The following is a 13,333-nucleotide window of genomic DNA, read 5'->3' as shown; positions in this document are numbered from 1 at the left end:
TTACAATCGTTCTTGTACCAAAACAGAGACTATCCGCTAATGGATAGTCTCTGCTCTGTTGTCCCGCTTAATTCGTGCTTGTACCTGCACTGTCTGGAGCTGTAGTGCCTGCATCGGCCGGCTTCGTGGTGCCCGCGTCGGCTGGCTTCGTGGTGCCAGCGTCCGCAGGCGGCGTTCCTCCCTCTCCGCCTGGTCCGCCTCCGGCTCTGTTGCCTCTGCCGCCGCCGAAGCCTCCCGGCCCGCCCATACCGCTGCCGCCTGTGGTTACACCCGATGCATTCACCCAGGTCACTGTACTGGTGATGTCAAAAGCAACGAATTTGCTGCCCCCGCTGTACGTTCCGCCGGTATACAGTCCATCCGCAGCTGTTCCAGTAGAGCTGCCTCCGGTATAGACGGTATAAGAGCCGTCCTTCAGCTCTGGTGCGCTGACCACTACGGTCTGGAAGCTCTTCGCCGGAGCGAAGGTCAGAATGGTATTACCGTCAGCGTCTTCCAGATGAACCATCGTTCCGGCCTGCTGAGTAGCTGCGAATTCCACGCTTACTGAATACTGGCCGGAGTCCTCGCCCGGAGCCTGTGCCATGCCGGAAGCGCCTGCGGCTACCAGGAATCCGCCTGTGATGTTGAAATTCCCGTCATAATCCAAGGCTCCGTTGCCGGAGTTCTCGGGGCCATTCACAATGACGTTGCCCCCGGTCATAGTTACCGAGTCGTTGGAGTCCAGACCATCGCCTGCGGCATCTACAATCAGGGTACCGCCGCTGATGGTCAGCAGGTTGCTGCCGGTGCTGCTGAACGAATCCTGAGCCCGCGTTCCTGCTGCCGTATTGGTATCGTTGCCTCCGGCCACATTGACGCCATCGTCTGTAGCTGTCACATGGATCTCACCGCCGGATATGGTGATGTCCGCCCCTTCTATCCCTTCATAGCTCCGCGTAATATTGACGGTGCCGCCCGATATCGAGACCAGAGCATCGGCGTGAAGCCCGTCATCCCCTGTAGCGATCTGGAATTCCCCATCCGTTACAGAGAGGCTGCTGTTGCTGTGCAGCGCATCATCTGCGGCGTCCACCGTGAAGCTTCCGCCGTTCACCGTCAGGTTGCCGCCTGCCTTAATCCCTTTGGCGCTGACGGATTCTGTCTCCGCCGCTGCTGTGGTGTCCGTCTGTGCCGCTGAAGCGGTGTCTGACTGCGCCACGGCTGCGGTGCCACTCTCCGCTGCTTGGGGCTGGTCAGCCGCCGGCCCAGCATCCATCGCAGGCGGCGTACCCCCTTCTTCCCCGGGAGCAGGGAAGGCTCCACCCTCCGGACGCTGGCCGAAGCCGCCGCCCATTCCCGGCCCTCCCTGATCGCCGGTCTTCACTTCGGCATTCACATAGCCGCCGCCAGTCACCAGCGTATAGGTGCCGCCGTCGATGACAGCAGCGGTCTCCGCTTGTATCCCGTCATTACCGGCCGTAATATCAAAGGTCCCGCCTGCAATGGCGATGAAGCCCTTGGCGGCATCCTTATCGTTGGTTGATTTGATGCCATCCCCTGCTGCTTGAATCGTTAGATTGCCGTCCTGAATGGCAATCATGTCTTTGCCGACAATACCGTCATCTGCTGCCTGCACTTCGAGGGTGCCGGACATGATTTTGAGATTATCCTTGCCGGTGATGCCATCGTTATAGTTGCCGGTGACCGTCAGCTTGCCGGTGCCGTTAATCGTCAGGTCTGCTTTGCTGAAGACCGCAGCGCTTGGCTCATCCTCAGCTCCGTCTGCGAATACATACGCAGCTCCATCTGTCACACTGTTATCCGTGCCGTCCTGCAAGGTGATGACCACTTTGCCGGCTTCCTTGATGTAGACCGGGGCACTATCGCTGTCCGTCAGGTGAGCGCCGTTCAGCACCAGCCTTACGGTCCCTTTGGCCTGCTCATCTACGATAATCTGGCCGTCACTCAGTGTGCCGCTAAGCACATAAGTGCCTGCTTCCGTAATGGTTACTGTGCCTTCTTGCGCTGTGGCGCCTGCACCGTCCACCACAGCAGCAGTGCCAGCCAGAGTTATAGCGGTCGAATCTGCTGCCGTCCAGGCGGTTACAGCATCCTCTTCCTCCCAAGTCACAAGATCTGCCGCCTTCACACTTGCCGGCTGCACAGCGGCAGAGGAACTGCTCTGCACGGCCGCAACTGATGTACCCGCGTTGTTACTTGTATCTGATGGCGTAGCGGCTTTTGCACTGCATGCCGACATGACTGCGGCGCATAGCAGCATAAGTCCGATTTTACCGGCTGTTAATCTGTTCTTCATCAGTCATCATTCCCTTCCTGTAGCGGATTAGTATTCATTCATGACAGGTGCCATGGTTAGTGAGAGATCCAGGTTCCCGTTACGTGTGCGGATGGCGTCCAGCAGCTCCTTCTGGCTCGTCTGCTCATTAATCGTTACTGCGTAGACCAGCTCATACAGGCTGCCCAGCTCCGTGGTTCTGATCTTCTTCAGCTCGTAGGCGACATTAAAGGTATTGAAGACCTCCGCGAAGGCCTCCTCATAGCCCAGATTCTCAGGGATCGTTACCTTCAGTGTCTTGTGCATCGACTTCTTAAGTCCAAAGCCCGTACGGTTAAGCACGGCCATCAGAGCGCAGAGGATAAGGGTGAAGAAGACCGCGTAACCGAAGGCCCCTACCCCGCAGGCCAGCCCGGAGGCCATGGTGAACAGGACAAAAGTGATATCCTTCGGATCGCCGGGAGCGCTTCGGAACCGGATGATCGAGAAGGCACCCGCCAGGCTGAAGGCCCGGGCCACATTGCTGCCAATGAGCAGAATAATGATAGCAACAATCACCGGCAGCAGAACCATGGTCAGTGTGAAGCTCTGTGAGTATCCGGCGGGGCTCGTCTTCATGTAGGTGAAGCTGATTAGCCCGCCGAGTATAATGGCGATGACGATGGTTAAGGCAGCATTCGTGAACGTTAGTTCTGAAGTAGACTCCGCTACGGCAAAAATCGAATCAAGCATATAGAACACTCTCTCTTTCTGATTGGCTGTTTCGCAGCATCTTTTTATATTCGTTGCCGTATTTGGAGAAGCTGGTGCGGTACATCTGATGCTCCGACAGCATCCTGGCCAGCCAGACCGGAATGGTCTTCTCCGCCTTCACTTCCATCAGCCATTGCCCCGGCTCCAGCAGCTCTTCGCCATACACGCCGTGCTCCAGCTTCAGATCATACCGGCGGCAGCGGATGTTAGTGTCGAAGGTGATGCGCAGGTCCCTGTTATTTTTACAGAACATAGCCTTACGGTCATAGGACAGATACAGCTTCGGCTGCAGATCATAGCGGGTCAGCAAGTACTTGATCTCTTCGATCACCTGCTTGTTCATATAGCTCTCGAATTCAGGCTCTCTGCCGCTCTCGATGAACGCATAGGCCTCTTTCAGCGTCAGTGAGGTTCTCCTCTTGTTGACCAGACCCAGCACCTTCTTCTTGATCTCCAGATAGACTCTGGTGTCGCCTTCAGGAATGCCGTAGGCCCGGATGCGGAGCTTCTCCCTATACTTCGGCTTCGCCAGGCTGCTGCGGATCAGGGAATTCTGCGGGGTGTCATAATACAGATTGGTGATAGAATAAAATTCGTGCTGCTTGTTGTATGCATCGGGCTCCATATATTCCAGCAGTTCGTCATAGAGCTTCAGATAAGATTCGTGGTCGAACAGATACTTGTTCTCGTAGCGGTTGAAGACCTCGATCGCCATAGGGTTCAGATCCTTTCGGGTGAGTATGGGGTGCACTTGCTTATGAATGTATCTTAGCCCCCGAACCTTTAACGAATCTTAAATGGGTTAAGGTTGATTAAAGGTCCCCTTGATATAATGGCACCAGCAGCAAGTACCTTACTTAGGAAGAGGATGAGCCATCCCATGAGAATATTAATTGTAGAAGACGAGGTCCATCTGGCGGAGGCCTTAACCCAAATCCTCAAAAAACACAATTATTCGGTAGATGCGGTGCATGACGGCAGAGCCGGTCTCGATTATGCGCAGAGCGGGATCTATGACCTGCTGCTGCTGGATATTATGATGCCGGAGCTGGACGGAATCAGCGTGCTGAAGACCCTGCGAAGGGACGGAGTCTCCACACCGGTCATTATGCTTACCGCAAAAGGGGAGATCACCGATATGGTGACCGGACTCGATCATGGAGCAGACGATTATATCGCCAAGCCGTTCGCTTCAGAGGAGCTGCTGGCCCGTATCCGGGCTGCGCTGCGGCGTAAGGGCGAGGTGATTCCTGACGATGCCCTGAAGTTCGGGGATCTGGAGCTGAATACGGCTAACCCGAAGCTGACGGTGAAGGGCAAGGAGATGAAGCTGAATCTCAAGGAGACGGAGCTGCTGGAGCTGCTGATCCTAAGGAAGCAGGCGGTCACCTCGAAGGAGCAGATCATTGAGAAGCTGTGGGGGTTCGATTCCGATGCGGAGCATAATAACGTGGAGGTCTATATTTCTTTTTTGCGTAAAAAGCTGGCCTTCCTGAACTCGGAGGTGCGCATCAGCACGATTAGGGGCGTAGGGTACGTGCTGGAGGGGAGTGCCTGATGTTCAATAAACTCCGAACCCGGTTCCTGATTGTCAATCTGGTCACCATCTCCATCATCATGCTGGCGGCCTTCGCCGCCATCTACATCTTCACGTACCGCAATGTGCAGGGAGACATCGATATGGCGCTCCACCGGATTGCGGATATGCAGCAGCGGGGTCCGGGCGACGGGCAAGGTCCGCGCGGTCCGGGAGGCGGCGGGGGGGCCAGCCCCATGGATAAAGGGCCGATCGACCCTTACCAGCCGGAGCGTTCCGTCTCGTTCACGGTACAAACAGATGCCAGCGGCGCGATGACCGGCAAAGAATCGAAGTTCACGATGGACGATGAACTCTATACCGCCGCACTGAAGGAGGCTCAGGGTATCGGCAAGGATACCGGCCGGTTCACGCTGGACGGCAGCCGCTGGATCTTCATGGCCAAGCCTGTAAGCAGCGGACAACAGTATGTCTTCATGGACATCACCGCCCAGCAGCAGATCCTGACGAACCTGATCTATACCTTCGCGGCTGTCGGCCTGCTGACGCTGGTCATCCTCTACTTCACCAGCCGCTACTTTGCGGGGCGTTCGATTGCGCCGGTGCGGGAGGCTTTTGACAAGCAGAAGCAGTTCATTGCCGACGCCTCCCATGAGCTGAAGACGCCGCTGACGATTATTAACACCAACGCGGATGTGCTGCTGGCGAACAGTGAGGATACGATCCGCAATCAGGCAAAATGGCTGCAATATATCAAGTCCGAGACGGAACGCATGACCCGGCTGACTAACGATCTGCTGTACCTGACGGAGATGGATGACTCCCGGACCGGGAAGCTCCACAGCCGGTTCAATATGAGCGAGGCAGTTGAGAATATTATTCTGACCATGGAGGCAGTCATCTTCGAGAAGAATCTCTCCTTCGACTACGATATTCAGCCCGGGCTTACCGTGCTGGGCAACAACGAGCAGATCAAGCAGGTGGTCATGATTCTGCTCGATAACGCAGTGAAATATACGAATCCCAAGGGCTCTGTACACATCTCGCTCTATAAGCAGAACAGCGATGTCCTCCTCTCCGTCTCGAATACAGGGGAAGGCATCGCGGCGGAGCATCTGGCGCGGATTTTCGACCGCTTTTACCGTACGGATACCTCCAGAGCACGCAAGCAGGGCGGCTACGGGCTGGGTCTGTCTATCGCGAGGTCCATTGTGGACCAGCATCAAGGAAGGATTTACGTAAAAAGTGTGGTTGGAGCGTCCACGACGTTCTATGTACAACTGCCCAGAATGGCGTAAAGTCTATAATTCCATAAACCAGCCACTTCCTTACGGGAAGCGTGCTGATTTATGGACTATCCTTAAAGGTAGGGGTTCCTTGTTAACCCCGCTGCCGGCATTGTGCACTCTTCTGCCTCCGCCCCGCTGGTGCGGGCCGAGTCTTCAGCGGCACTCTCGTCTGTCTTCATCAATACAATCATGAATTCGCCGATCCCGGGAACGTAGATCCGGGATACAGAATTCTCCCGGTCCATGCCCGACAGCTGTATCATGATATCTTCGGGTGATGTTATTTCCATCCTATGAGTCACCTCGCTCGTTAAGATAATAGCCTCAATTGGCATGGCACTGGATTCCTGTTCCTGGCCTCCTACGGATTGACGCCCACGGAGAACGGACGCGCACCGACCGGTATGACACTAATTACAGCCTGGGTGACCCCATCAATGACCGATACCGTATTATCATCCTGATTGGTAATATAGATGCGGTTCGTCAATGGATTAGCGCCCGCGCCGTTGGGATTATTTCCAACTGGAATGGTAGTAATCACCGTATTCGTTAACCCGCCAATCACCGATACATTGTCGTCATCCCGGTTTGGTACATAGATGGCATTGGTAGAGATGTTCACTCCCGGCTCAGCCGGAGTCGTGCCGACAGGCACGTTGGTGATCACCGTATTGGTCGCACCATCAAGAACGGATACGGTGTTGCTGGTGAAGTTCGCGACATAAATCCGGTTCGTCAAGGGATCAACAGCCAAACGGAACGGGTTCACCTGCACGGGAATCTGGGTAATAACCGTATTCGTAGCCCCATCAATGACGGTAACGATATCCGAGTTGAATTCAGATACATAAATAGTATTGGTTAAGGAATTCACACCGATCCCCGTTGGAAAAGGAGAACCTCCGGCGGGAATAATGGTAGTCACCACAGTGTTGGTTAATCCGTCAATGACAGTGACCGTATTATCATTGAAATTAGCCACATAGATGGCATTGGTAGCGGTATTCACCGCAACTGCGCCCGAACCATCCCCGGCAGGAATGGTGGCCAGCACCGTATTGGTTAACCCGTCGATAACGGATACATTGTCACTGTTCAAGTTAGCGACATAAATGCGGTTGGTTAACGGGTTCACAGCTATTCCAGCAGGATTCACTCCTACAGGGATGACTGCGATTACTGCACCTGTAGCACCGTTGATCACAGAAACATCATTGCTGTTGAAATTGGCAACATAGATACGGTTGACGGAGCCTGTGACTCCCCCCTCTTCAGCACCCAGCAGCTCGGCTGAGACCAGACGGTGGGCGGTAACCAGCTGTCCGGCAGAATCCTTGCCCCACACGGAGACTTCGGTCTGCAATTCAGCAGGACCCTCCGTTGTAAAGACAAACTCATAGGCATCCAGATTGGCAAAGTAATTCCTTGTGATCACCTCGTCCGGGGAAACCGTAATAAGCTCGCTTACGTACAACGTTCTGGTGAGGGTCAAGTTGTACCCTTGGATCAGAATCGCAGACGGATTCACCGCATTCCGGTTATCAATCTTGACCGTCACCTGTACCGTAGGCCTTACACCGTTCACTGCATTATTCTCAATAGGCCCTGTTGATAGAATAGCCATTCCAGCCAAGCCTCCCTTACTAAGAGATTTGCAAACTACCAGTCTCTCATAAGATATGTAGGAACTGGAGTCCCGATTGGACTATACTATAGCTAGAATCAAATCATGGCCCGTCTGCCCATTCATGTGAGAAAGGTGTGATCCTATGCATGCTACAGGACCCAATCCAAATGACATCCATCCGAATCCCCAGATCAGACAGGTCCGTTTCATCAAAAATAAGCTGACCCGCCCCAACATCATCGCCGGAGACTTCTCCTACTATGATGATCCCGACGAGTCGGTGACCTTCGAGAGCCGTGTTACCCATCACTATGAGTTCATCGGCGACAAGCTGATTATCGGCAAGTTCTGCGCCATCGCCAGGGGTACCGAGTTCATTATGAACGGCGCCAACCACCGGATGGGCTCCGTGACCACCTACCCCTTCAACATTATGGGCGGCGGCTGGGAGCAGGCCACTCCTGCACTTGCCGACCTGCCCTACAAAGGCGACACCGTCATCGGCAACGATGTCTGGATTGGCCAGAATGCCACCATCATGCCCGGTGTGACCATTGGCGACGGGGCGATTATTGCCGCTAATACTACTGTCACCAAGGATGTTCCTGCCTATCATATCGCCGGGGGCAATCCCGCGCGGATTCTGCGGCAGCGCTTCGATGACGAGCTCATTGCCCTGCTGCTGGAGCTGAAATGGTGGGACTGGAGTCCGGAGAAGATCACCGCCAATCTGGAGGCGCTGTGCAGCAGTGATCTGGAGCGGATCCGGGCTCTGGCAGGCCGAAGCTGAACCAGAATAAGGGGGTGCCCCGTCAGCTATGCGATAGCTGGGGCACCCCCCTTCAATTTTGTAGCTTTAGTTAATCTCCAAATAATCAAGGTAAGCATCCCAAGTACCGTCATCTGCGGTAACCACCAGCTCAATCACCTGATTGCCGGTTCCATGGCTGACATTGCTGATCGTATAGACTGCAGGGCTGCTTCCGCCATAGTAGAAGGTCCCCTTCGTCACCCCGCCGATCTTGAGGTCCACCCTGGCCATATTGGCGTTATTGGAGGCCCCGCGGAGCGAGAAATTATGCGTACCGCTGGTGAAATTCTGGGTGTACTTCACAGAATCATTATTAGCGTATAAGGCAACTCCGGAGAAAGGGGAGCTAATATTCGCGGCATATTGACCCGCCTTGGTCATGCTCTCCGCCTCTACCTTCGTTACAGCGGGACCAGGACCATTGCCGCCATCAGGCGCAACCGCCCTCCCGGTGCTTGGCGAGATCATGCCTGAACACAGGCCGCGATTCTTAAGATTCTGTGCAATCTGCGGAACCGCCTGGAGTGTGGGCTGATACTGGTCATGCATCAAGATGACATCCCCATTCTTCATCGTGCCCACAGCGGCCACGATCTGGGCGGTTCCCGCTCCGTTCCAGTCCTGGGAATCCACGTTCCAGAGCACTTCGGTAAGGCCATTCTGGGCCTCAATGGATTTGAGAGTCGCGTTAGTCGCCCCGTACGGCGGACGGAACAGCTTCGGAGCAGTGCCGGTAATGGATTGCAGCGTCTGCTGCGTCTGCGTAATCTGAGATGTGACCTGGGAAGCGCCCAACTGTGTCAGATTAGGATGCGACCAGGAGTGGTTGCCGATCCACATTCCTGCGTTCTTCTGGGCCAGTACAAGCGAAGGATTGTTCTGCGCATTCTGCCCGATATTGAAGAACGTGGCGCGCAGGCCATTCTGCTGCAGAGCATTCAGCAGATTCGTCGTGGTGCTTGGATTAGGCCCGTCATCATACGTTAGAGCCACGTAGCCGGCCGAGCAATCAGCGGCGAACACCTTCTCCCCGCCCAACGCCAGCGACCCCATAAATAAAGACACGACAAGCGATCCGACAGCTGCCCATTGTATAGCTTTGCTTTTAAACATTCTTCTAATCTCCTCTCGAATGAAATAGTTTCCTGACTGTAACCGTTAAGCAGTAAATCTTAAGGATGAAGCCGCTAAGACTATAACCGTATGTATACGCTCCGTTGTTATCAATCGCTTACATTAGTAATTATAGCAATTATTCCCTTTTTAAGCTAGATGTGATTCTTGTGATTTATGATAATGATTTGCGGGGAAAAGGCGGGATATGAGGGAACTGATTGTCTTAGAATACAAAGTCAAATAGAAAAGCCCGATAAAGGTAATCCTTTATCAGGCTTTTTTCTCCGATATAACATATAAGATACCATTTCAAATCAGCACTTCTATAGGCTTTTCAAATCAGCTATAACGATGGAGCAGTTAATTTTGCTTGTTCAAGTTCATTTGCAAATTGCAAAAGAAATTCTTTATTGGTTTTTAACGGAGGTAGAAATAAGCTTTGATGTTCGAAATAGAGAATAAACGAATCTGTGCCATATTCATGAACCCACTGCACTCCAAACGACTCATCAGAATGTGTAAATTCCCCAGTATATTTTCCGGGAAAATCCTTCAGTAAATCAATAAAGGCATTTAAAGTGATATTAGCCCAACCTAATGTAAAAGATTTCACCATCTTCTCATCATGTACAAAAGTGATATTGAGTTTACTGCCTTCAATATCTTCAGGTATATGATATATGAAATCAATATTAATATACATTGAAAATGTCAAATCCTGATTATGCAGTTCTGGCATAAGATCCCCCTTAAAAAATTCCGAATATCCATTTTGCTTTTTTCCATGTCCCATTAGCAATTCTTCTCTTTGCGGATTGATCAGTATCTCTATAAACAGTGATGATTTGATTTGTAAATCTATCAAGAACCACTACATTTTCACTACCAGCGTCATAAATAATGCGAGAATTTTGAGCAACGTCATCAAAATTTTGAACAACAAACATAGGGCTTTCCGGTTTACCACTAAGCAAATTGTCTAATACTAACTCGCTGATTTCCCACTCTAGTGCTCTTTCAATTGCATGTTTTGTTAATATGGTAGTGACATCTCTAGATGTAGCCTTAACTGTGTGCTTAGTTCCTGTCTTTACCAAGTCTTTATATGGATATATATGGATATATTTAAAAATACCCTCACTTAAATAATATTGAACATTTTTTATATAATTATGTTTTTTATAAAACAATTGCTTTATAAAGCGCTATTAACCAACTGTAGATATTCATTCATTTCGAGTGAACACAAAAGAACTAATATTCTCATTTTTAAGTAAAATTCCTTTTTTACATTCTGTTTCATTCAATAATTTTCCATAATTCAGACCCGTCCAGGATGAATAGGTTTTCATTTTACCCGTATGATATAAAGTTCGACTTTATCAAGAACCATATACGAGGAGGAAGATGAATGACCTTTGGTTTCAGGACACTGGGGACAATGCTTTTGGCTCTAACACTGCTTGCAGGTACCGCCGCTATTGCCGCACAGCCGGTGAAGGCTGAGGGGGCAGGGAAGCTTTTTTATCACACCTCGGGCAGCCGGATTGTAGACTCGCAGGGGAACCCGGCCGTGTTCAACGGACTGAACTGGTTTGGCTTCGAGACGCCGAACTATTCCCCGCACGGATTATGGTCGCGTTCCATGGATGATGTGCTCGATCAGGTCCGCGCAGAAGGGTACAACTTGATTCGCCTGCCGTTCAGCAGTCAAATGTTCGATCCGGCTTCCCAGGCCAACAGCATTGATTATGCCAAAAACCCGGACCTGGCCGGTCTGACTCCCATCGAAATTATGGATACCTTAATTGAAAAAGCCGGCCAGCGCGGCATTCAAATCTTCCTGGACCGGCACCGTCCCGATTCCGGCAGGCAATCGACGCTCTGGTATACCGCCGCTTATCCTGAATCCCGCTGGATCAGTGACTGGGTGATGCTGGCTGCACGGTATGCGAATAATCCTACGGTGATCGGCGCAGATCTGCATAATGAGCCTCACGGCACGGCAAGCTGGGGGACCGGTGATCTCAGCACAGACTGGCGGCTCGCGGCCCAGCGGGCAGGGAATGCCATCCTTACGGTGAATCCGCACTGGCTGATCATCGTCGAAGGGATTGAGCAGAATGTCCAGGGTAACACCAGCAAGTACTGGTGGGGCGGCAACCTTACCGGGGTGCGGAATTATCCGGTAACGCTTACCGTACCGAATCAAGTGGTGTATTCTCCGCATGATTACGGTCCCGGGGTGGCGGAGCAGCCGTGGTTCAGCGATCCGGCTTTTCCGGCGAACCTGCCTGCTATATGGGATCAGACCTGGGGTTATATCAGCAAAGAGAACATCGCCCCTCTAATCATGGGTGAATTCGGAGGCCGCAGCGTGGACACCCTCTCGGTTGAAGGGAAGTGGCAAAATAAACTAGTCGATTACATCGGCACGAATGATCTGTACTGGACCTACTGGACACTGAACCCCAACAGCGGGGATACCGGCGGTCTGCTGCAGGATGACTGGGCAACCTGGAACCGGCCGAAGCAGCTCATGCTGAACCGGATTATGAAGACGGTCACCTTCCCTCCTATTGAACAACCTGGAGGCCCCGGGACAGGACCTGTGACCGCCACTCCGCTCTACCGCAGTGATGAGACCGGCAACAACGTGGGCTCTATCCGGGCGAGTCTCCAGCTGAAGAGCACTTCCACCGTCCCCGTCCCGCTCAGCCAATTCACAATCCGTTACTGGTTCACCCAGGACGGCAGCACTGCCCATACCATGGAGATTGACTACGCCGTCGTCGGCAAAAATAATATCCAGACCACCATCGTCCCGCTCGCGGTCCCGGTCCCGAACGCGGATGCCTACGCTGAAATCTCCTTCAAGGATGGGGCGGGCAGCCTGGCAGCTTCCGGCTCGACCGGAGAGATCCAGTTCCGTATTCACAAGGATAATTATGCGAATTACAGCCAGGCCAACGATTACTCCTTCCGGCCGCTGCTGACCAGCTTCACCGCCAATGACCGGATCACAGTCTACCATAACGGAACGCTCATTTACGGGGTAGAGCCGTAACCAAGCGGAAACGGCTACGAGGCTGTCCCAAAAGCAGGTTTTCTACGGCAGAAGACAGTTCTCTTCATTCTTAAAACCACAAAAAGTGAGCAGAGCAGCGATCCTCCAAATGGGAGAATCGCTGCTCTGCGTTTTTGGTCATTGGGGGCTCATGGGAAATCCGCCCGTGATCAGCGGCATTACCCGCTCCGCCAGTTCGGAGGAAGACTCTGATCTTCCCTCCAGATTCCAGCGGTAGGTTACGCCATATAAGGACCAGCTTAGCAGCGTGGCGGCAGTTGCAAGCGGCTTCGAATCTGTAGCCGCAGCTGATCCGGAGATCAGCTGCAGGATAAGTTTCTCGAGATGCAGCTTAATATTCTCCTCCAGCAAGAGAGCTACAGAATCATATCTTTTGAAACAGCGGTGACTGGTTTCATGATAATTACATAATGCTACTATCAGCTCTTGAAGCGTCTTCTCGGTCAACGGTCCTTTGGCATCGACTTTATGGAGGACCATATTCGTAAAGGCATCTAACAAAAAAGCTTCGAACAGCGCATATTTATCCTGGAAATGGGCATAAAAGGTGGTCCTGTTAATCGTAGCTGCTTTGGTAATGTCGCCGACGGTTATCGAGTTGAAGTCCATAATATTCAATTGCCGGACGAAGGCATCCAGAATTAATTGACGGGTCCGAATCACCCGCGGGTCGTTCGGATTGGGGGGAAGTATGCCAGCCATCCAAGGAGCACCCCTTTCAGAAGAGATTATAATCCTCTTATTATAAACATGTGCTCTGTACACAACAAATAGGATCTGCCAATACGACAGTTTTTCCGGCTTCTAGCTTAAGCAACAACTTGCGCAGTT

General features: G+C 52.3%; 13 protein-coding genes. 4 read left to right on the top strand and 9 right to left on the bottom strand.

All coding sequences use genetic code 11. The features are described 5' to 3' along the window. Nucleotides 1-67 precede the first annotated feature (67 nt). The 3 genes from NSS64_RS29975 to NSS64_RS29965 are packed head-to-tail and all read right to left on the bottom strand — an operon-like array spanning nucleotide 68 to nucleotide 3,746. Nucleotides 68-2,299: a carbohydrate-binding domain-containing protein gene (locus NSS64_RS29975; protein WP_341142494.1), complete on the bottom strand. Its 2,232-nt coding sequence runs from the start codon at nucleotides 2,297-2,299 to the stop codon at nucleotides 68-70. 27 nt (nucleotides 2,300-2,326) lie between these two features. Next, nucleotides 2,327-3,010, bottom strand: a complete 684-nt coding sequence (locus tag NSS64_RS29970) for a DUF4956 domain-containing protein (protein ID WP_341142493.1) — start codon at nucleotides 3,008-3,010, stop codon at nucleotides 2,327-2,329. Beyond that, entirely contained in the window at nucleotides 3,003-3,746 is a 744-nt protein-coding gene (locus NSS64_RS29965; protein ID WP_341142492.1) for a polyphosphate polymerase domain-containing protein, read from the bottom strand. Before NSS64_RS29965 ends, NSS64_RS29970 begins: the two co-directional genes overlap by 8 nt. Before the next feature lie 165 nt (nucleotides 3,747-3,911). Between NSS64_RS29965 and NSS64_RS29960 the strand changes: the two genes are divergently transcribed. Together NSS64_RS29960 and NSS64_RS29955 are read left to right on the top strand one after the other, a co-directional pair. Then, the gene (locus NSS64_RS29960; RefSeq protein ID WP_341142491.1) at nucleotides 3,912-4,589 is read left to right on the top strand and encodes a response regulator transcription factor; all 678 of its coding nucleotides are present in this window, start codon (nucleotides 3,912-3,914) and stop codon (nucleotides 4,587-4,589) included. Further along, complete coding sequence (locus NSS64_RS29955) at nucleotides 4,589-5,866, top strand: sensor histidine kinase (protein WP_341142490.1); 1,278 nt, start codon at nucleotides 4,589-4,591, stop codon at nucleotides 5,864-5,866. Before NSS64_RS29960 ends, NSS64_RS29955 begins: the two co-directional genes overlap by 1 nt. Nucleotides 5,867-5,928: 62 nt before the next feature. Here NSS64_RS29955 and NSS64_RS29950 read toward each other — a convergent pair whose 3' ends face one another. Together NSS64_RS29950 and NSS64_RS29945 are read right to left on the bottom strand one after the other, a co-directional pair. Then, on the bottom strand, nucleotides 5,929-6,147 hold the full coding sequence (locus tag NSS64_RS29950) for a hypothetical protein (protein WP_341142489.1): 219 nt from the start codon (nucleotides 6,145-6,147) through the stop codon (nucleotides 5,929-5,931). Nucleotides 6,148-6,218: 71 nt separating this feature from the next. Then, complete coding sequence (locus NSS64_RS29945) at nucleotides 6,219-7,484, bottom strand: YncE family protein (RefSeq protein WP_341142488.1); 1,266 nt, start codon at nucleotides 7,482-7,484, stop codon at nucleotides 6,219-6,221. A gap of 145 nt (nucleotides 7,485-7,629) precedes the next feature. Between NSS64_RS29945 and NSS64_RS29940 the strand changes: the two genes are divergently transcribed. Next, on the top strand, nucleotides 7,630-8,277 hold the full coding sequence (locus tag NSS64_RS29940; RefSeq protein WP_341142487.1) for a Vat family streptogramin A O-acetyltransferase: 648 nt from the start codon (nucleotides 7,630-7,632) through the stop codon (nucleotides 8,275-8,277). Between the two features lie 66 nt (nucleotides 8,278-8,343). Here NSS64_RS29940 and NSS64_RS29935 read toward each other — a convergent pair whose 3' ends face one another. The 3 genes from NSS64_RS29935 to NSS64_RS29925 form a co-directional block, all read right to left on the bottom strand. Continuing rightward, entirely contained in the window at nucleotides 8,344-9,411 is a 1,068-nt protein-coding gene (locus tag NSS64_RS29935) for a polysaccharide deacetylase family protein (RefSeq protein WP_341142486.1), read from the bottom strand. 346 nt (nucleotides 9,412-9,757) lie between these two features. Further along, nucleotides 9,758-10,153: a hypothetical protein gene (locus NSS64_RS29930; protein WP_341142485.1), complete on the bottom strand. Its 396-nt coding sequence runs from the start codon at nucleotides 10,151-10,153 to the stop codon at nucleotides 9,758-9,760. A gap of 10 nt (nucleotides 10,154-10,163) precedes the next feature. After that, nucleotides 10,164-10,604 carry a hypothetical protein gene (locus NSS64_RS29925; RefSeq protein WP_341142484.1) on the bottom strand — a complete coding sequence of 147 codons (441 nt, stop codon included), beginning with the start codon at nucleotides 10,602-10,604 and terminating at the stop codon, nucleotides 10,164-10,166. A 221-nt stretch (nucleotides 10,605-10,825) separates the two neighbouring features. On the opposite strand from NSS64_RS29925, the gene NSS64_RS29920 reads away from it, so the two are divergent. Further along, a complete protein-coding gene (locus NSS64_RS29920; protein WP_341142483.1) occupies nucleotides 10,826-12,481 on the top strand; it encodes a cellulase family glycosylhydrolase in 1,656 nt (551 codons plus the stop codon). 138 nt (nucleotides 12,482-12,619) lie between these two features. On the opposite strand, the gene NSS64_RS29915 is transcribed toward NSS64_RS29920, so the two are convergent. Continuing rightward, on the bottom strand, nucleotides 12,620-13,204 hold the full coding sequence (locus NSS64_RS29915; RefSeq protein WP_340994939.1) for a TetR/AcrR family transcriptional regulator: 585 nt from the start codon (nucleotides 13,202-13,204) through the stop codon (nucleotides 12,620-12,622). Nucleotides 13,205-13,333 lie beyond the last annotated feature (129 nt).

Origin of the sequence: Paenibacillus sp. FSL H8-0122 (assembly GCF_038005345.1) — a bacterium.
Classification (GTDB): domain Bacteria; phylum Bacillota; class Bacilli; order Paenibacillales; family Paenibacillaceae; genus Paenibacillus_AQ.
The sequence above is the reverse complement of the archived record's forward strand: the minus strand, read 5'-3'. Positions and strand labels throughout refer to the sequence as shown.